The sequence below is a fragment of the Corallococcus sp. RDP092CA genome (assembly GCF_041903675.1).
In the GTDB taxonomy this organism is placed as follows: domain Bacteria; phylum Myxococcota; class Myxococcia; order Myxococcales; family Myxococcaceae; genus Corallococcus.
This window is the reverse complement of the sequence record NZ_JAYESI010000035.1, coordinates 60,288-78,349: the sequence shown is the minus strand read 5'-3', so window position 1 is coordinate 78,349 and position 18,062 is coordinate 60,288. Positions and strand designations below refer to the sequence as shown.

Below are 18,062 nucleotides of genomic sequence, written 5' to 3'. Positions count from 1 at the left end.
AGCGTCGGATAGGGAGAATCGCCGCATGGCTCCGCCGAATCCGAAGCGTCCGCCGCGCCCGCCTCGCCCTCCAGGGCAACAGGCGTCGTCGGACGACCCGTCGGAGGAGCTGCCTTTCGACGACGACGAGGTGGCGCCCCTTCAGGCGGATGATCCGCGCCCGCAGCGCGTGCCCCAGTATCCGGCGGGCCCCCGGAAGCAGAAGCGGCGCGGGCCGGGCGAGCGCAGCCGGTCCGACCGGGAGCTGTCCCCCCGGTACGACTGGGCGAAGGAGTATTCGGATCCGGGCTTGACGCCCGCGTTCGTATACGTGGAGCGCGGCCCCGGCGCCGGGCAGCTCGTGCCGCTGCGGCAGGGCTCCATCACGCTGGGGCGTTCGTCGACGTCGGACCTGCGGCTCCAGCATGCGTCCATCAGCCGGCGCCACGCGCAGCTGACCCGGCGGGGCAATGTCTTCACCGTGCGCGACCTGGGCAGCCAGAACGGCACGTTCGTCAACCGCCTGCGGATCAAGGGCGAGGTGGAGCTGCGCCCCGGGGACGAGCTAAGCCTGGGCAACGCGACGCTGCGGCTGCGCGGGACGGGCGCCGGTCCGACGCTGAGCCGGACGTCGGTGGATCCGGCGCGGCCTCGCGCGGCGAAGCGTCCGCTGAGCGGGGTCGCCGTGGCGGTGGCCGCGGCGGTCGTGGGCTCCGCGGTGGCGGCGTTGATCAGCGTGGTGGCCATGCGGATGGCGGACCGGGCGCCCGCGAGGAGTCCGGCCGAAGGCGCCCGGGCCCCTGGGACTCCAGCGGACGGGACCAAGGAGCCCGACGCCGCGGGGGCCTCGAAGGAGGCCCAGGCCGTGCGCGCGGAGGCGTCCGAGGCGGCTTCGGGCTCCGGCCCCCGTGAGCCCGTCCGGAGTACCGCCGAGGGCGCTTCGCCCAGCGCATCGGATGTCGCCCGTGGGACGCGCGAGAACGCGGTCTCGGGCGCGGGTGAAGCGACCGTGCCCAGCGCGGTGGAGGTCGCTCGCGGCACGCGCCCTGGCGCTGCCGTGACCAAGGACGGGAGTCCTGGAGCAGCAAAGAGCGTCAGCGCCTCGGACATCGCGCGGAGGGCTCAGTCGGCGACGCCCGGTGCCTCGGACATCGCTCGAAAGGCCCAGTCGGCGACGCCCAGCGCCTCGGACATCGCGCGCGGCATGCACTCCGGCACGGGCGCGATGACCGACGCTGCTCCGAGCGCCACCGAGGTCGCTCAGGCGAGCGCCCCCCATGCCGGTGCGCCGAGCACGGGCCATGTCGCCGCCGCCGCCGAGCGGAAGGCCCTTCCATCGACGGAGCTGTCGGGGGCTCCGGATGAGCGCCAGCGCGCGGACATCCTCGCGCGCTATGAATCGGGTGACGTCCCTGGCGCGCTGGCCCAGGCGAAGCGCGCGAACCTGGCGCCCCTGGTCCAGCAGCTCACCCGCTTCCAGACCGCCGAGTCCACGGCCCGGGCCGCCCTGGCCGAGAAGGACTCCCCACGGGCGCTCGATGCGCTCAGCGCCGCCGTGCGGGCGGACCAGGAGCTGTCCCAAGGCTGGAGCCGCCAGGGGGTCAGCCTTCGACGCCAGCTCGCCGGGCTGTACGTGCGCACGGGGCAGGACGCCATCCGCGCACAGCGCTTCGCCGACGCCCGCGCGGCCTTCACCGCGGCCCTCCAGTACGACGCAGACAACGCCGAGGCCCGCTCGCAGTTGGCGGCGCTGGACGCGCGGGCCCCCTGAGTCCGCCTGGCTCCGGAAACACGACGCCCCGGATTCCATCGAGGGAACCCGGGGCGCGGGGGCGAACGCGGCGGCCTGGGCCGCGCGTCACGCGGGGACTCAGGCGAGGTTGAAGATCTTCTTCAGGTCCGACTCGACCTCTTCCTCGGAGCAGTCCTTGGCCAGCGACAGCTCCTTGATCAGCAGCGAGCGCGCCGTGTCCAGCATCTTGCGCTCACCGAACGACAGGTCCTTGTCGCCCTTCAGCAGGTACAGGTCGCGGAGCACCTCGGCGATCTCGAAGACGGAGCCCGTCTTGATCTTCTCCATGTACTCGCGGTACCGGCGGTTCCACGTGGTGGAGTCGACCGAGATGTCCTTCTCCCGGAGGATGGAATAGACCTGCTTGACGTCCTCCTCGCTGATGATCTCCCGCAGGCCGACCGAACCGACCTTGTTGATGGGGATCATGATCCGCATCCCGTTCTCCAGGATGCGCAGCACGTAGAACGACTGGCGCTGCCCGGCGACCTCGGTGTGCTCGATGCCCATCACCTCACCGACGCCCTGGCCCGGATAAACCGCCTTGTCACCAGTCTTGAAGCTGGTCTGCACTAACTGCCTCCTTGGAGAAAGCTTCGACCCCGGCCTTCGCGCCCGCCACTACTACCACAAACCACATCCACGGGCAACGAAATCGCCTTGACCACCTGATGCGGGCCGCACTACGGTGTCCGTTTTTGTATGCGGTGTCGCTCGGTGTGTGAGCGCCATGGGACGGACAGGGCGGTGGGTGGGGGTGGGTGTTGGTTCGTTTTGCCTGGCGCGACCTGGGTGCGCGTCCGTTGTTCTTTCCAGCGCTGAGCCTCTTGCTCGGCGCCCTCTGGGCAACCGGAACAGAGGGCTTCTCCGGGGTATTTCTCCTGGGCGCGCTTTGCCTGGGGGCAGTGGGCCTGGCGCTCGGTCCGTTGCCTGGGGCGCACCTGGCGGTGCTCGGCGCGCTGGTCCTGACCGGCGCGGGGCTTTCAAGCCTGGAGGCGCGGGTCGACGTCCCTCCCTCGATGAAGGCCGGCGGCGGCGCGGTGCTCGAAGGCGAGCTGGAGCGCGTGGAGCGCTTCGACGGTGCCCTCCGCCTGCGGCTCGCGGTGGCCCGCGCGGGGTTGCTTGCGGAGCCTCCGGTCGCCGCCCGCTTCCGCGTCAGCCTTTCCGGGCGGGGTGGACGTCTGGAATTGCAACCCGGGCAGCGCGTGCGGGTAGAGGCGCGGCTCGCGCCGGATGCGCCTCCTGCGAATCCAGGCGAGCGGGACTTCGCGTCGACGCGGCGCAGGCAGGGCGTGGCCTTCACCGGCGGGTTCGCGCCGGGGCGCGTGCTGGTGCTCTCCCCTGCCCCCGCGTGGCGGCTCGCGCTGGAGGACGTCCGCGGGCGGCTGACGACGGCGGTGCAGGGGGTCTCGCCTTCCGCGGACGCGGCGGCGCTGTTCCTCACGCTGGCCGCCGGACAGCGCGCGGACCTGGACGCGGCCTGGGAGGACGCGTTCTCACGGGCGGGGCTCGCGCACGTGCTCAGCGTCAGCGGGCTGCACGTGGCGGCGCTCGCGCTGATGACGCTCGCGCTGCTTCGGCGAGGGCTGGTGCGGCTGGGCGGGCGCTGGCGGACGCTGGAGGCGCGGCGGTGGGCCGCCCCGGCGGCGGTGCCCTTCGTCTGGGCGTATGTGCTCTTCACGGGGAGCCAGGCGCCCGCGGTGCGCTCGGCGGTGATGGCCACGGCGGTGCTGCTGGGCCTGGCGCTGTGGCGGCGCGCGGATGGGCTCAACGGGCTGTCGCTCGCGGCGCTGGCGCTGGTGGCCTGGACGCCCTCCAGCGTCGTGGACCTGTCGCTCCGGCTGTCGTTCCTCGCGGTGCTCGGCCTGGTGCTGCTGTCACCCGCGCTACGCGCGGCCCTGCCCCTGGCCCCGCCGGACCCTTCCGAGCCCCGGAGACTGAGGCGGTGGGCCGCCCAGGCGCGGGAGACCGTGGCGCAGACCCTCTGCGCGAGCGGCGCGGCGACGCTCATGGGACTGCCCGTGGTGGCGGCGGCGTTCGGCCGGGTGAGCCTGGCGGGGCTCGTGTCCAACATCATCGCCCTGCCCCTGTGCGGCGTGCTCACCGGGCTCGCCGCGGGCGGCGCGGCCCTCTTCGTCGTGGCCCCCGTCGTCGCGACGCCGGTGCTGTGGGCGGGGGCCTGGGCGTCGGAGCTGCTGCTCATGCTGACGCGGGCCTTCGCCGCCGTGCCCTTCGCCGCGGTGGAGGTGCCGGGCCTGGGCGCGTGGCTCGGCGGGGCGTACGCGGTGGGGCTGGCCGGTTGGGCGCTGGGCTCGGGGCGGTGGCGATGGCTGGGGGTGCTCGCGCCAGGGGCCGTGCTGGGCGCCGCGCTGCTGCCCGTGCTCGCCCCGGAGCCCGCGCTGCGGATCACCTTCCTCTCCGTGGGCCAGGGGGACGCGGTGGTGCTGCGCTCCCAGGGGCACCACGCGCTGGTGGACGCGGGCGGCGTCCCGGAGGGCGCGGACACCGGAGCGCGGTTCGTCCTGCCCTTCCTCAAGGCCGAGGGCGTGTCGCGGCTGGACCTCGCGGTGCTGTCCCATCCGCACCCGGACCATGCGCTCGGGCTCGTGTCGACCCTGGCCCAGGTGCCCACCGAGCGCCTGTGGCTGTCCGCGGGGAGCGCGGACGGACCGCTCTCCCGTCGCGTCATCGCGGCCGCGAAGGGCGCCGTCGTCGAGGAGGTGCAGAGCGGTCATCCCGCGCTCACCCTGGGCGAGGCGACGCTGGAGGTGCTGGGGCCGCCCGTGGACCGGGAGCTGCTGGAGGGCGCGAACGACCGGAGCGTCGTGCTGCGTGTGCGCCACGGCGACGTCACCGTGCTGCTGGCGGGCGACGTGGAGGCGGAGGGCGAGGCCGCGCTCGAGGACGCGCTGGGCCCGGTGACGGTGTTGAAGGTGCCGCACCATGGGTCGCGCACGTCGTCCACCGCCCCGCTCCTGGAGCGCACGCGGCCGCGTCACGCGGTCTTCTGCGTGGGCCGACGCAACCGCTTCGGCTTCCCGCATCCGGAGGTGGAGGCGCGCTACCGCGCCCTGGGCACCGAGTGCTGGCGCACGGACCGGGATGGCGCCGTCACGCTGGAGAGCGACGGCCAGGACGTCCGCCTGGTGTCCTTCCTGCCGCACGAGGATTCCGCGCCCGCCATCGTTGCCGGGAGGGGGACGCAGGCCCAGCTTGAGCGGTGATGATCTCCGACGACCTGGATCTCCGGAAGCTCACCGCCCAACTCAAGGCCCGCCTGGGTCCTGGCGAGCCCGTGGGCTACCTGCGCGGCAAATCCCTCATGCGCGACATGCTGCTCGACCTGCCGGACAACCAGTTCTCCGAGCTGGAGGCCGAGGAGCTCGTCGACACGCTGGAGGCCAACGGCTTCGTGAAGTTCCTGGGCGACCCCGCGGAGCGCTCCGTGGCGGATGCGCCGTGGGACATCTCGCCCCACGCCTGACGCGGCGGCCTACTGGAAGACGAGCCACGCGAAGCGCGGCAGCGCGTGGAAGTCGCCGATGAAGAGGGGGGAGAAGGCCTGGCCCTCCACCTGCCGGCGGTCGTGGTGCTCCAGCCGGTAGAGGTTGAAGCGCCACCGCTCGCCCGGCTGGGGCGGGATGTGGGGCACCTCCGCGAGCCGGTTGAACGGGATGGCCATCTCCACCGTCCAGCCCTCGTCGCGGTCGGACGCGTCGTCCAGCGTGCCGCGCACCTTCACCGCCGTCTTCATGCCGGAGTCCCACGACAGGTCCATGCCCTGGCGCCGCGCGGGGAAGTACGCGTCGAAGATGACGTTGTGGGGAGACACCTCCAGCTCGTTGTACGTGCGCCCGTCCGCGTTGGCGTCGAGGAAGACCTCCACGACCTCCTGCTCGTAGATGGAGTCGTCGCGGTTGCGCAGCGTGCCCCAGATGTCCGGGTCCTCCACGTCGAAGGCCACGTACAGGTTCGCGTCGTCGTAGACGAGCCGCGCCTCGGTGCGCAGCCGTCCGGGCCGGCCGTCGAAGCTGCCCACGAGCGTCACCGCCTTCGCGCCCTTCCAGGCCTCGTCGTCCAGCGCGCCGTCGAGGACCGGCGCCTTCTTCACGCGCGTCACGGTGTACTCCGGCAGCGCGGGGGGCTCCCCGCCCAGGAGCGGTCCGAACACGCGGTTGTCGCCCTGGTGCATGCGCGGATCGTCCACCGGAAGCCGCTCGTCGCCGCGCCAGAAGCCCAGCACCAGCCGCGCGGGCGTGGCGGGCATGGCGACGGTGTGCGCGTCCTCCAGCACCTTGCCCACGGGCCAGGTCTCCAGCGGCGCGGCGCCGTCCTGGAACTCGTGATCCGCGTTGGCCAGCATCTGGCCGCTTCGCGGATCCACCACGTGCACGAAGAAGTGGAAGCCCTGCGGCGGCGGGCGCACGGCCCGGAAGTAGTGCGCGACGCGCACCGGCTGCCCCGGAGGGGTCCGCTCGGGCGTCACGCGCGCGCCCAGGTAGACGATGGCGCCGCCCGCGAGGGTGGCCCCGCTGCGGAAGGTGAGCCCCTCCGGAGCCGCGTCGAGCGTCCGCGGCGTCGTGGCCGCGGGCAGCCTGGGCGTGCGGTGGGCGGGGCCCGCCTGTTCGTCGCGGCACGCGCCAGCGACGAGCAGGACGGAGGTCAGCAACGGGACGAGGGCAAGGGAGCGCAGACGCATCGAGGGCGCGCAGTCTACCCTCCCCGTCTTCCGGGAAGCGCTCTTCCTCGCGGAGGGCGGTGCGCTCCGCCATGGGGCAACCCGTCCGCAAGGGAGGGCGGCCGAGCCTGCGGCCCCTCGGGACCTGGTTGGCACGGCCCCAGGTACGAACCAACTTTCGGTCCACCACAGGGAGGGGACCACATGAGCAAGGGATTGTTGGCTGGCGCGGCGGCAGTGGCGGTCTTGGCCGCGGGGTCGGCGCAGGCGGCGTCGACGGAGCTGCGCAGGTCCGCGGACATGCGAGGCCTGACGTTCCTCGTGGGTGGCGGTGTGGAGGGCTACACCAGCGCGCTCCGCGACCAGATTGATCCAGGCCTGGCCTACGGCGTGACGGTGGCCATCAAGCCGACGAACGTGCTGGGCGTCGAGCTGGCCTACACGGGCGCCATCAGCGAGTTCAACAACAGCCGCGTGCTGGCGACGAACACCCACGGGCCGGACCTCGTGCGCAACGGCGCGCAGGCCGCGGTGACGCTGGGCCTGACGGCCACGCCGCTCCAGCCGTACGTCATGGGCGGCGTGGGCCTGAGCCGCTACAACGTGCGCGCGTTCGCCCCGGGCTTCCAGGACGACACCGTGGGCAACGTGCCGGTGGGCGCGGGCCTGCGCCTGCACGTGGGCAGCTTCACCGCGGACGCGCGCGTGAACTACAACTTCCTGTTCGACCAGGAGTTCGCCCTCACCGTGCCGCCGTCCGACGTGGACCTGGGCGGCGACGAGACGTTCAGCAGCGGCGGCCGCTACGTGGGCACCCTCAACGTGGGTGCCACCTTCTAGACAGAAGGCCCGCGCCCCGCCGTCCCGGCCTCCGGACATGGGAGGCCGGGGATGGATGGGGCCTGGGAGCAACCTCGCGAAAACGCGACGTCCGGTGGCCGGCGTGACGCTTGCTGCCGGGCGTCCGCATGCGCTTCGAATTCGAGCACCTGGGCACCCCCACCCCGTTCGAGCTGGACGAAGGCCACCACCTCCTGGGCGGCGGCCCCGACGACCACGTCCACCTGGAGGGGCTGCCTCCAGGGCTGTTGACCCTGCGCATCGACTCCGGGCGCCTCATGGTGCAGGCGGTGCGCAGCTTCACCGTGAACGCGGTGCGCGTGCTGCCCGGCGTGTCGCGCCTCGTGCTGCCCGGCGAGGTGCTGGGCCTGCCGGACGGGATGTGCCTGCGCGTGCTCGCGGAGCCGAGCGCCCCCGGGCGCGCCGTGGGCACCGTCGCCGTGCTCAAGGGCCTGCTGACGGACGGCGAGCTCCGGCCGTCCCGCGCCGCCACCCTCACCTGCCTCACCGGACTGGACGTGGGCCGCTGCCATGCGCTCGCGGAGGCGAGCACGGACCTCGGCCGGGGCGACGGCGTGTCCCTGCGGCTGCGCGACCGGGCCGTGTCGCGGATGCACGCGCGGATCCGCCGCGAGGACTCGAGCTTCGTGCTGGAGGACCTGGGGACGCCCAACGGCGTGTTCCTCAACGGCGTGCGCCTGGAGGCCCCCGCGCCCCTGTCGGACGGAGACGTCATGGAGCTGGGGCGCTCGCTGCTTCGCTTCCAGGCGGCGTTCGACGAGGCAGCGGGAGCGGCCCCGCCCGTGCCCCTCCCCGGAAGCGCCATGGAGGAGCCCACCGAAACGGGAACGCCGCGGCCCCCCGAAGGAAGGCCACGGCGCCTGGAGGCCTGGCTCATCGCCGGGGCCGTCGCGCTGGCCCTGGGGGCGCTGCTCGCCACCGCCCTGCTGACGGCGACGGGCTGACGGCGCGCCCTACGCCGGCAGGGGCGAGAGGCCCGCGCGCTCCACCAGGAGGCGGGCCAGGTAGCGGTGGTGACGGAAGAAGCTGGTGAAGTGCACGAAGCCCTGGCTGCCCCGGATGGCGTAGACGGTCACCGGCCCGGGGAGGACGTCCAGCTTGCGGATGTCCGTGAAGGAGAAGCGGCGCGTGCGCACCATGCCCCGGCAGGTGATGCCCCGGGCGTCCACCTCGATGCGGGTGCGGCCGTAGTAGGTGACGGACACCGCGAAGAAGACGACGAAGAAGGCCGCGGACAGGAACGTCTGCAACGGCACGCCGTCGAAGTGGAACAGCCAGGCGAAGACGCCCAGCCATAGCAGGCCTGCCGCCGCCATCAGCGCGGCGAGCACCCTGCGGGGGCGAAAGACCTGGTGCGGCTGCTTCCCCTCCACCGTCCGATCGCGTCCGTCCATCCCTTCAAAATAGTGGGCTGGACAGCCCCTCGGACGATGCCCGTCCGCCCAGCAGGCGAGCGGTCAGCGCAGGCGCTCGGCCTTCTGGCGGGACTCTTCCTTCAGCTCGGGGCGGACGTCGGCGGCGGTGGAGCGCGCGTAGCGCTCGTAGAGGTCGCGGGCCTCCAGGTTGCGGCCCAGCGCGCGGTACGCCTCCGCGAGCCCGTACAGCGGAGAGGCCGAGTCCGGCTCCAGCTTCAGCGCGAACTGGTAGTCCGCCGCGGCCTCCGCGTAGCGCCGCAGCCCGATGTTGGCGCTGCCCCGCGCGACGTACGCCACGGTCAGGAGCGGCTCCTGCTGGATGGCCTGCGTCAGCGTCTGGAGCGCGGGCGCGTAGGCGCGCTGGCTGATGTGCTGCACGCCCTGCTCGTAGGCGCGGCGCGCCTGGGCCCGCGTCGTGTCCGCCACGGGGCCGGAGCCGGGCGGCTGCCCCACGGCCTGCGGCGACGCTCCGGACTCCGCCTGCTTCACGCGCGCGCGGGTGATGTTGTCCTGCGCGCTCTGGCGGATGGCGGCGTCCTGGGTGAGGCGCGACGCGGCCTCCCACTCCTCGATGGCGCGCGCGTAGTAGCCGAGCACCGCCAGCGCGTTGCCCAGCTTGAACCGCGCCTCCACGTGCGCCGGCGCCGCGTGCTCCGCGTCGAGGAAGGCGAAGGCCGCCTCGCGGTAGCGGCGCTCGCGCATCAGCGCGTCCCCGTCGCGGATCCGCGTGGCCGCGAGCACCGCCTGCGACGTGCGCTGGGGCTCCACCGGGCCGGGCGCCGCGGCGGTAACGGGGGCCGGCGCGCGCGCGGCCGAGGCGGCGGGCTTCGCTCCCGCGGCCGGGGGCTGGGCGCTCGGAGCCTGGGCCCAGGCGGGCACCGCCATCGTGCCAAGCCACACCACCGCCGAGACCCCGAGCTGGAACCTGCGCGTGCGAACCATGTCCCTCTCCCGTCCTGGCCCCCGGCGGGCCAGGACCACTTCGGACCGCGTCCTTCCTAGCTGCGGAAGGGGTTCTGCAGGAGCACCGTCTCGCCGCGGTCGGCGCCCACGGAGACGCACACCACGGGCACGCCGCTGACCTCTTCCACGCGGCGCACGTAGCGCTTGGCGGCCTCCGGCAGCTCGTCGAAGGTGCGCACGCCGGCGATCTTCTCGTCCCAGCCGGGCAGCGTCTCGTAGAGGGGCTTCACGCGCTCCAGGTCCTCGTAGTCACCGGGCAGCTCGGTGATGCGCTGGCCGTCCAGCTCGTACGCGTTGCAGATGCTGAGCGTCTTGATGCCGCTGAGCACGTCCAGCTTGGTGAGCGCCAGGCCCCACAGGCCGTTGACGCGGACCGCGTAGCGCAGCACCACGCCGTCCAGCCAGCCGCAGCGGCGCGGGCGGCCCGTGGTGGCGCCGAACTCGTCGCCCACCTTGCGCAGCCGCTCGCCCACCTCGTCGCTCAGCTCCGTGGGGAACGGGCCGCCGCCGACGCGCGTGGTGTACGCCTTGCTGATGCCCATCACCTTGTCGATGGCCGTGGGCCCCAGGCCCGAGCCCACCGCGGCGTTGCCCGCCACGCAGTTGGAGCTGGTGACGAACGGATAGGTGCCGTGGTCCACGTCCAGGAGCGTGCCCTGCGCGCCCTCGAAGAGGATGCGGGCGCCGCGGCGGACCTGCTCGGAGAGGAAGAGGGACACGTCGTGCACGTAGGGGCGCAGCCGCTCCCCCAGGGCGGAGAACTCCGCGAGGATCTGCGGCGTCTCCAGGGTCGGCACGTCCACGGCCGCCTGGGCGCAGAGGTCCTTCAGCTCCTCCATCACGGCGGGGAGGCGCTCGTCGATGCGGCGGCGCAGGCGCTCCGGGTGGAGCAGGTCGCGCACGCGGATGCCCCTCCGGGCCACCTTGTCCTCGTAGGCCGGGCCGATGCCCCGCCCCGTGGTGCCGATGGCGCTGCCGCCGCGGGCCTTCTCGCGGAAGCTGTCCAGCAGCTTGTGCCACGGGAAGATGACGTGCGCGTTGTCGGAGATGAGCAGCTGGGCGTCGTCCTTGAGGAAGCCGCGCGGCTTGAGCGCGTCGATCTCCCGGACGAGGACGGCGGGATCCACCACCACCCCGTTGCCGATGACACACGTCTTGCCCGGGTGAAGGATGCCGGACGGGATCAGGTGCAGGACGGTCTTCTGTCCGCCCACCACCAGCGTGTGGCCCGCGTTGTTGCCGCCCTGGAAACGGACGACCACCTGGGCATGCTCGGTGAGCAGGTCGACGACCTTGCCCTTCCCCTCATCTCCCCACTGCGCTCCGATGACGACGACGTTCGGCATGGTGCCCGCCGCTTAGCACGCGGGAGGGGCCGGGTGACAGTGTTCCGCGAAGCCGCAGTGAAGGGCCTGGCAGGCCGCCTTGTCCCACCCCGGCCATGCCCCCGCGTTTTCGGCCTGGACAAGCGCTCGGACGCCCTCGGCCAGGCGGCGCACGGCCCCGGCGTCGGCGGATCCGCCCGGGAGGAACTCCGGCTCCGGGGACGCGTCCGCCAGGAAGGCCACGCCCACCCGCACCGGCACGCCGTCGCGCACCATCCGCGCGGATGCCAGGGACAGGGCCGTCAGCGCATGGACCCACGCGGCCGGCCCCAGGGGGTGCCGAGCGCCCGGGCGCAGAAGCACCGCCACGGCCTCACCGTCCGGCGACTCCCAGAGCAGATCCACCGCGCCCTCCACGCGGGCGCTGTCGTCCAGGTCCAGCACGAAGTCCAGGCCCCGGTGGACCGTGGACGCGGGCGCCACCGCGAGCTGGCGCGCGAACGGGGTGGCCAGGAAGCGCTCCACCGTGGCGAGCACTTCGCCCAGGCCGTCCTCTTCCGGCTCCCGGCCCGCGCTCCGCACCAGGTTCTCCAGGTGCGCGCGCAGCTCGGAGGCCTCCGCGTCCGGGCCCGCGAGGGACAGGTCCACCTCGCGCAGGAGTCGGAGGAGGAGCTGGTCCGGACGCTCGACGGGCAGCCAGCCGTCAGGCTCGACGACGAGGGGCGCGGCGTGCGCGGGGGCCTCCCACGGCGCGGCTCCGACGGCGAGCCCCAGCCGGTGGAGCTGGTGATAGCGGCGCGGACAGGTGAGGAAGTCCTGGACCGCGCGCACGGAGGCGACCGCCGGGGCGTCGGTGGCGAGGGCTCCGGACGCCTCCGAGGCCATGCGCTCCAGCGCGGACTCCAGGCGGAGCCGCGCCTGCTCGCGCTGCTCCTCCGTGGGAGGTTCTGGATCCGCGGGCGGCGGCAGCTGCTCCACGTCCACGTCGATGGCGAGCGCCCGCAGCTCCGGATCCGCGTCCAGCCGGCGATCCATGCGGTGCCACCACGTGTCCGTGCCCGCGCGCTTCTCCTCCCCGCCCGACAGCACCAGCAGGTCCCTGGCGCGCGTGAGGGCCACGTAGAGCAGGCGCAGGTACTCGGCGTCCTCGCGGGCCTTGAGCTCGGCGCGCACGGCCTCGAAGCGCTCGGAGGTGAAGGTGTCCAGCGAGTCCGGCATCCACGGCCGCAGGGCCAGGCCGAAGGACCGCTCGAAGTGCGCCCGGGCGGACGTGGTGCGGCGGCGTCCGCCCATCCCCGGCACGATGACCACCGGCCACTCCAGGCCCTTGGCCCGGTGGATGGTGAGCAGCTGCACGGCGCGCGGGTCGCCCTCGTCCAGCAGGTCCGCCTGGGCCTCGTTGGGGTCGGAGTCCGCCAGCTGGCGCAGCTCGCGCGCGAAGGCCACGCAGCCGCCCGTGCCGCGCTCGTCGCGCCGCGCCGCCAGCGACAGGAGCTTCTCCACGTTGGCGCTCGCCTGCTCCGCGTAGGGCGAGCCCGCCAGGGCCTCGCGGTAGCCGGTCGCGTCCAGCGCGGCTTGCAGCAGGGCATGCACGCCCAGCCGATCCCGCTCGCGCCGCAGCACGGGGATGAGCCCCAGGAAGCGCGCGAGCCGCGCTTGCTCGCGCGCGGACATGGCGGCGCGGACCTCCGGCTCCACCAGCCGGGGGGAGCCGAGCGACAGGGGCAGGTCCCCCGCGAGCCGGAACAGCGACGCGTCCGACAGGCCCACCAGCGGCGAGCGCAGCACCGCGGCGAACGCCAGCGCGTCGTCCGCGTCCGCGAGCAGCGCGAGCAGCGAGGCGAGGTCGCGCACCTCCTGGGCTCCGTAGAAGCCCCGGCCCCGGAGCACCCGGTGCGGCACGCCGTGGCGGATCAACGCCTGCCGGTACTCCTCCAGGTGCGTGAAGGTCCGGAAGAGGACGGCCACGTCGCCGCCGCGCGCGGGCCGCAGGCCCTTCTTGTCCTCCGCCATCACCGTCGGCGGAGCGCCCGGCGCGAGCAGCACCCGCAGCCTGCGGGCCACCGCGTCCGCTTCGTGCTCCCGCAGCTCCGGCGCCGTGTCCGCCTCCGGCAGGGTGAGCCGCTCCACCACGGGCCCTTCGGCCAGCGCCGGGCGCGTGGGCGACAGGTCGTCCGTCTGGGCGTCGTAGACGACCTCGAAGGGACGGGGCGTCGCCTCCTTCGCCACGAGCAGCCCGGCGAACGCGCGGTTGAAGAAGGTCAGGACGCCCGGCAGCGAGCGGTAGTTGTCCTGGAGGAAGCCGCGCAGGCCGCCCTCGGCTTCAATCTTGTCCGACAGGACCTTGAACACGGACACGTCCGCGCCGCGGAACTCGTAGATGGACTGCTTGCGGTCACCCACCGCGCACAGGAACGCGGGCTCCAGGGGCAGCGCGGCCACGAGGTCCGCGTCCGGGGCCAGCTCGCGCGGGCCGCCCTCGCGCTTCTCCGACAGGAGCAGCACCAGCTCCAGCTGCAACCGGTTGGTGTCCTGGAACTCGTCCACCAGCAGCGCGCCCAGCCGCTCCTGCACCTGCTGCCGGAACTCCGGATGGTCGCGCAGCAGGTCGCGCGCCTTCACCAGCAGCGAGGTGAAGTCGAACACGTTGCGCCGGGCCAGCTCCGCGTCGTGCCGCGCCTCCACCTGGGTCAACAGGTCGCGGAAGGTCGCCTCGAAGGGCGCCGTGCGCCACGCGGCGTAGGCGTCCTCCAGCCGCCGCACGGAGCCGTCGCTCTTGCCCTTCACCTTCCAGAGCAGCTCCTTCAGGCACGCGCCCGCGCCCTTGCGCAGGTTGGCCAGGCTGCGCGGCTCCGACAGCAGCACGGACCGCAGCAGCGGGAAGTGGCCCGGCTGCATGAACGTGTCCGGCGTCATCCCCTTCAAGGCGGGCTCGCACGCGGACAGGAGGTTGCTCCACTCCCCCTTCGTGTCCTGGGCGCGTGCCTCCAGGCACAGGCGGCGGCAGTCCTCGATGAGGGCCTCGAGCTGCGCCCTGTCCGCCACGCCGTCGCCCACGCGCGCGGTGGCCGCCTTGAGGCCCTCCTCGCGCAGCGTGCCGTAGACGTCCATCAGCGCGGCCACGAGCCCGTCGGAGAAGCCGGAGCCGGAGAAGCCCAGCTCCGCGCACAGCTCGCGCACGCGCGCGTCACCGCCCTCCAGCGCGTCCAGGACGACGCGCTCCGTGACGTCCTCCAGCAGGCCCGCGGCCTCCAGCTCGTCCAGCACCTCGAAGGCCGGGTCGATGCCCACCGCGGGCGGCGCGCGGCGCAGGAGCTGACCGCAGAGCGAGTGGAACGTGCCCACCGTCGCGGCGCCCAGCTCCTCGCGCACCTTGCGCCACTGGTCCTGCGTGGGGAAGGGACGCTCCAGCCGCGCGAGCGACGCGCGCAGCTCCTTCTCCGCGTCGTGCGGAACGTCGCCCTGGGCGAGCGCGTCCAGGCGCTCGCGGACGCGCCTGCGCATCTCCGCGGCGGCCTTGTCCGTGAACGTGAGCATGCAGAGCCGGGACGGGCGCAGGGGCTCCGCCTGCCGCACGCCCGCGAACAGGTGCAGCGTCATCGTCACCAGGCTGTACGTCTTGCCCGCGCCGGCGCCCGCCATCAGGGCCAGGTTCTTCTCCAGCGCGAGCATGTGGGGCGCGGTGTCGCTCATCCGCTCCCCTCGTCCGCGATGCGGCGCTCGGTGATGCGGCACACCGCGCGGTAGCCGCACTTGCCGCAGTCATTGGGCCGCGCCGGGAAGTCGCCCTTGCGCAAGCGGCGCACCAGCGCCTCCACCGCGTTGGGCAGGTTGAGGCCGGCGGACTCCTCCACGCGCTGGCGCACCTCCGGGTCCGTGGACAGCAGGTCCTCCAGCTCCGCGGGCGGCAGCACCGAGGACAGGTGGATGGCGTCCCCCGTGCGCAGCGAGAACCACGCCGCGTTCTTGGCGCCCACGTGGCCCGCCTCGCGCGCGGCATAGAGGTACAGCGGCAGCTGGAAGTCCGAGCGCAGCAGGTTCTCCTTCAGCGCGCGCTTGTCCAGGCGGCCCGTCTTGTAGTCGATGACGCCCACTTCCCCGCTGGCCATGTCCAGCCGGTCGATCTGCCCCTCGAAGACGATGGCGTCCTCCGCCACCATCAGCTTCACGTCGCTCCAGCGCTCGTCCTCGGCCGCCGGGCCGAAGCGCAGCTCGAAGCCCTCCGGCACCAGCGGGTCGAAGGGCAGGCCTCGCCGTGGATCCGCGAGGATGCGCCGGGCCATGGCGTGGGCCTTCTCTCCCGCGAGCTTCCACAGCGCGTGGTGTCCCACGTGGTTGAGCTCCGCGAAGTGCCTGCTTGCCTTCTTGACCGCGTTCTTCAGCACGTCGTCGGGGATGGCCTCGGGCGCCTGCCCCAGGAGCTTCTGCTCCTTGAGCGCCTTGAAGACCTCCTCCATCACGCGGTGCCAGAAGGTGCCGCGGCCCCGGGCGTCGAACTCCTCGTTGGCCACCACGGGCTCGGCCACCTTCAGGCCGTACGCGATGAAGCCCTGGAAGCCGCAGTTGCCGAACTTCGACAGGGCGCTCGCGGACAGCGGGCGCTCCAGGCCGAAGTGGAACGTCTCGCGCAGCTTCTGCTCCAGCGCCGGCCCCTGCACGCCGCCGGTGAACTCGCCGGGCGGCTCGTCCTCGCGGCCGAAGAAGCGCAGGCGCGCGGCCTCCATGTGGGCCAGCTCGCGCGCGCTGCGGAACCAGTCGTCCGTGCCGAAGCGGTCCTTGAGCAGCGGCCCGGCGGGGTCCGGCTCCGTGACGCGCAACGAGGGGAACGACAGGCCGGCCAGCGCCTCCAGCGCCACGGTCCGCCGCAGCTCCGCGGGCGTGAGCACCTCATCCAACGGCAGCACCGGCGGCAGCGTGCGCGTGCCCCACTTGTGGCTCGTGAGCCGGCGCACCTCCTCCAGGAACGCGGACGGCACCTGCTCCTGTCCTCCCGCGGCCTTCACCGCGAACGACAGGCTCAACGTGCCCGCCGCCGCCGCGAGCGCGCTGGCGAAGAGCAGCCGGTCCTCCGTGAGGCGCCAGGGCGCGCGGTCGTCGAACTCGCCGCCCGTGAGGCGGAACACGTCGCGGGTCAGGTGCTGGTTGAGCGCCACGCGCTCCGCGTCTCCCAGGAGCGGCGACGGCGGGTCGCGCCCCGGCAGCCGGCCCTCCGTGAGCCCCGCGACGAAGAGGTGCTGGAAGGTGCGGCCCGGGACCTCGGCCAGGTCCAGCACCTCCACCGCGCCCGTGGACGGGCCTCGCGCGGGCAGGTGCACGTCGCGCAGCGCGTCCGCCAGCCACCGGCCCAGCGCCCGGCGGGTGATGCGAGGCCCGCCGCCCACCGCGCGCAGCGACCGCAGCAGCGCCTCCATCCGCTGGCGGAACGCCGCGAGCGCCGCGTCGTCCCGGGCCCTCGCGTCCTCGATGCGCGCGCCCAGGCCCCCGGCCTCGCGGGCCTCCATGGGCCCCGCGGAGTCCAGCAGGCCCAGCCGCTCCACGACCTTCCACCACGCGGCGACGGACTCCGCGGCCGGGGCCTCTTGAGGGATGTGGCGGCATTCGTCGATGAGCCGCATCACGCGGTCGCGCAGCGCGCGCACGGCCATCACCTTGACCGCGTCCTCCTTGCGCTTGCCGCCCTGCGCGGCCAGCCGGCGCGCGAGCCCGTCCAGGCGCACGTCGTAGGCGCCCTTGCCCCGCGTCGCGCCCAGGCGATCATCCCGCGCGGCGGCGAGCGCGAAGAGGGTCGCGGGCGCCTCCGGGCCTCCGCGCGACAGCGAGGGCACGTAGCGGCTGGAGACGAGCTCCGCCACGCGCTCCGCCGGGAAGCCGTCCTCCATCAGCACCGGCAGCTCCAGCGCCAGCCGCACGGGCCCCGCGAACGCGAGCGGTTCGCCCCAGGGCAGGCGCACCGGCACGCCCAGGTCCCCCAGGGCCTCCGCGAGCCAGCCCGCCTCCGGGCCCAGGTCCCGATACGCGATGGCGATGTCGCCGGGCGCGCTGCCCGCGTCGATGAGGCGGCGCACGTCGCGGGCCACCACGCGGGCCTCCTCGCGCGCGTTCGTCGCGTTCCACACGGACAGCCCGTCCACCGCGCCCTTCAGCACGTCGCGCGCGGCGCGAGGCGAGAAGAGGTGCCGGCCCAGCTCCGTGAAGGGGCGGCCCTCGAAGGTGACGTCCGCCTTGAAGAGGTCCACGTGGGGCATGGTCTCGCCCCGGTTCTCGAAGGCGCGGAACAGCGCCGCGAGCGCCGCGTCCGCCACCGGCGAGCCGCCCACCGGCGTCTCCACGCGCAGCGACACGCGCCGGGCCTCGCACGCCGCGGCCAGGCCCATCAGCAGCTCCAGCTTCGACGGGCGCACGTCGTAGACGCCGTGGAGCACCAGCTCCGTCACGCCGTCCCAGCCCGAGGGCCACGCGCCCCGGTCCAGCGCCTCGCGCGCGCCCCGGAGCACGTCCTCGCGGTCCGCGAGCCCCAGCTCGGCCAGGCGCTGTTCATACAGGTGGTAGAGCCGCGCGAGGACGCGTGCGCGGGTGCGGCGCTCCGGCGGCAGCACCTCGGCGGCGTCCTGGAGCTCGCGTGGGGAGAGCCGGCCCGCCTTCAGGTCCAGCAGTACGTCCGCGGCGGCGCGGGCGAAGGCGGGCTCGCGCACGTAGTCGCCGAACGGCGTGGTGCCCAGCGTGGCGCCCAGGCCCGCCACCACGGCCCGGACCGTCATCGCGGGGCAGGGCCGCCGGTTGAGCTCGCGCGCCCCACCCAGCGCGTGGACGAAGTCGTCCCACGTGAGCAGGTGGGTCCCCACGGCGATGCCCCGCGCACGCCGCTCCGCCCGCAGGGCAGCCTGGCGGCGCGCGGCATCGGGGAAGACGTGGAGTGTGCGGCCAGGGCGGGGCATGCGGAGCGAGGACTCTAGAACGGCCAGGGGCGCCGTTTTCATGCTCCTTTCCGCCCATTCCCACGCCCTGGCCCGTTGTCCGCCTGGCTGCCTGCCTCGGAACCCGGGAAGTCC

At 73.8% G+C, this 18,062-nt stretch carries 12 protein-coding genes; 5 read left to right on the top strand and 7 right to left on the bottom strand.

Annotated features, from left to right (window positions below):
* Positions 1 to 25: 25 nt before the first annotated feature.
* Positions 26 to 1,750: an FHA domain-containing protein gene (locus tag U8525_RS28890; RefSeq protein ID WP_374269926.1), complete on the top strand. Its 1,725-nt coding sequence runs from the start codon at positions 26 to 28 to the stop codon at positions 1,748 to 1,750.
* A 99-nt stretch (positions 1,751 to 1,849) separates the two neighbouring features.
* Here the strand turns inward: U8525_RS28890 and U8525_RS28885 are convergent, their stop codons facing one another.
* Positions 1,850 to 2,344: a CarD family transcriptional regulator gene (locus tag U8525_RS28885; RefSeq protein ID WP_014398206.1), complete on the bottom strand. Its 495-nt coding sequence runs from the start codon at positions 2,342 to 2,344 to the stop codon at positions 1,850 to 1,852.
* Positions 2,345 to 2,535: 191 nt separating this feature from the next.
* On the opposite strand from U8525_RS28885, the gene U8525_RS28880 reads away from it, so the two are divergent.
* Complete coding sequence (locus U8525_RS28880; RefSeq protein WP_374269932.1) at positions 2,536 to 4,995, top strand: DNA internalization-related competence protein ComEC/Rec2; 2,460 nt, start codon at positions 2,536 to 2,538, stop codon at positions 4,993 to 4,995.
* Positions 4,995 to 5,255 (top strand): hypothetical protein, encoded by a 261-nt coding sequence (locus U8525_RS28875; protein ID WP_374269925.1) that lies wholly within the window; start codon positions 4,995 to 4,997, stop codon positions 5,253 to 5,255. Before U8525_RS28880 ends, U8525_RS28875 begins: the two co-directional genes overlap by 1 nt.
* Positions 5,256 to 5,264: 9 nt before the next feature.
* On the opposite strand, the gene U8525_RS28870 is transcribed toward U8525_RS28875, so the two are convergent.
* Positions 5,265 to 6,470, bottom strand: coding sequence for a carbohydrate-binding family 9-like protein (locus U8525_RS28870; RefSeq protein WP_374269924.1), 1,206 nt, complete (start codon positions 6,468 to 6,470; stop codon positions 5,265 to 5,267).
* Positions 6,471 to 6,653: 183 nt separating this feature from the next.
* On the opposite strand from U8525_RS28870, the gene U8525_RS28865 reads away from it, so the two are divergent.
* Positions 6,654 to 7,289, top strand: coding sequence for a hypothetical protein (locus tag U8525_RS28865; RefSeq protein WP_374269923.1), 636 nt, complete (start codon positions 6,654 to 6,656; stop codon positions 7,287 to 7,289).
* Positions 7,290 to 7,417: 128 nt separating this feature from the next.
* Entirely contained in the window at positions 7,418 to 8,254 is an 837-nt protein-coding gene (locus tag U8525_RS28860; RefSeq protein ID WP_374269922.1) for an FHA domain-containing protein, read from the top strand.
* Between the two features lie 9 nt (positions 8,255 to 8,263).
* Here the strand turns inward: U8525_RS28860 and U8525_RS28855 are convergent, their stop codons facing one another.
* From U8525_RS28855 to U8525_RS28835, 5 genes are all read right to left on the bottom strand, one after another.
* The gene (locus U8525_RS28855; RefSeq protein ID WP_374269921.1) at positions 8,264 to 8,704 is read right to left on the bottom strand and encodes a PH domain-containing protein; all 441 of its coding nucleotides are present in this window, start codon (positions 8,702 to 8,704) and stop codon (positions 8,264 to 8,266) included.
* Between the two features lie 63 nt (positions 8,705 to 8,767).
* Positions 8,768 to 9,667, bottom strand: a complete 900-nt coding sequence (locus U8525_RS28850; protein ID WP_374269920.1) for a tetratricopeptide repeat protein — start codon at positions 9,665 to 9,667, stop codon at positions 8,768 to 8,770.
* A 56-nt stretch (positions 9,668 to 9,723) separates the two neighbouring features.
* Positions 9,724 to 11,034 (bottom strand): adenylosuccinate synthase, encoded by a 1,311-nt coding sequence (locus U8525_RS28845; protein ID WP_374269919.1) that lies wholly within the window; start codon positions 11,032 to 11,034, stop codon positions 9,724 to 9,726.
* Between the two features lie 12 nt (positions 11,035 to 11,046).
* Positions 11,047 to 14,706 (bottom strand): UvrD-helicase domain-containing protein, encoded by a 3,660-nt coding sequence (locus U8525_RS28840; RefSeq protein ID WP_374269918.1) that lies wholly within the window; start codon positions 14,704 to 14,706, stop codon positions 11,047 to 11,049.
* Positions 14,703 to 17,948 (bottom strand): PD-(D/E)XK nuclease family protein, encoded by a 3,246-nt coding sequence (locus U8525_RS28835; RefSeq protein WP_374269917.1) that lies wholly within the window; start codon positions 17,946 to 17,948, stop codon positions 14,703 to 14,705. The genes U8525_RS28840 and U8525_RS28835 overlap by 4 nt, the downstream gene beginning before the upstream one ends.
* Between the last annotated feature and the right edge of the window lie 114 nt (positions 17,949 to 18,062).

Excerpts from the sequence above, each read along its gene's own strand:
- U8525_RS28890 (WP_374269926.1), top strand. The coding sequence starts at position 26 with ATGGCTCCGCCGAATCCGAAGCGTCCGCCGCGCCCGCCTCGCCCTCCA.
- U8525_RS28875 (WP_374269925.1), top strand. The coding sequence starts at position 4,995 with ATGATCTCCGACGACCTGGATCTCCGGAAGCTCACCGCCCAACTCAAG.
- U8525_RS28870 (WP_374269924.1), bottom strand. The coding sequence starts at position 6,470 with ATGCGTCTGCGCTCCCTTGCCCTCGTCCCGTTGCTGACCTCCGTCCTG.
- U8525_RS28865 (WP_374269923.1), top strand. The coding sequence starts at position 6,654 with ATGAGCAAGGGATTGTTGGCTGGCGCGGCGGCAGTGGCGGTCTTGGCC.
- U8525_RS28860 (WP_374269922.1), top strand. The coding sequence starts at position 7,418 with ATGCGCTTCGAATTCGAGCACCTGGGCACCCCCACCCCGTTCGAGCTG.
- U8525_RS28855 (WP_374269921.1), bottom strand. The coding sequence starts at position 8,704 with ATGGACGGACGCGATCGGACGGTGGAGGGGAAGCAGCCGCACCAGGTC.
- U8525_RS28850 (WP_374269920.1), bottom strand. The coding sequence starts at position 9,667 with ATGGTTCGCACGCGCAGGTTCCAGCTCGGGGTCTCGGCGGTGGTGTGG.
- U8525_RS28845 (WP_374269919.1), bottom strand. The coding sequence starts at position 11,034 with ATGCCGAACGTCGTCGTCATCGGAGCGCAGTGGGGAGATGAGGGGAAG.
- U8525_RS28840 (WP_374269918.1), bottom strand. The coding sequence starts at position 14,706 with ATGAGCGACACCGCGCCCCACATGCTCGCGCTGGAGAAGAACCTGGCC.
- U8525_RS28835 (WP_374269917.1), bottom strand. The coding sequence starts at position 17,948 with ATGCCCCGCCCTGGCCGCACACTCCACGTCTTCCCCGATGCCGCGCGC.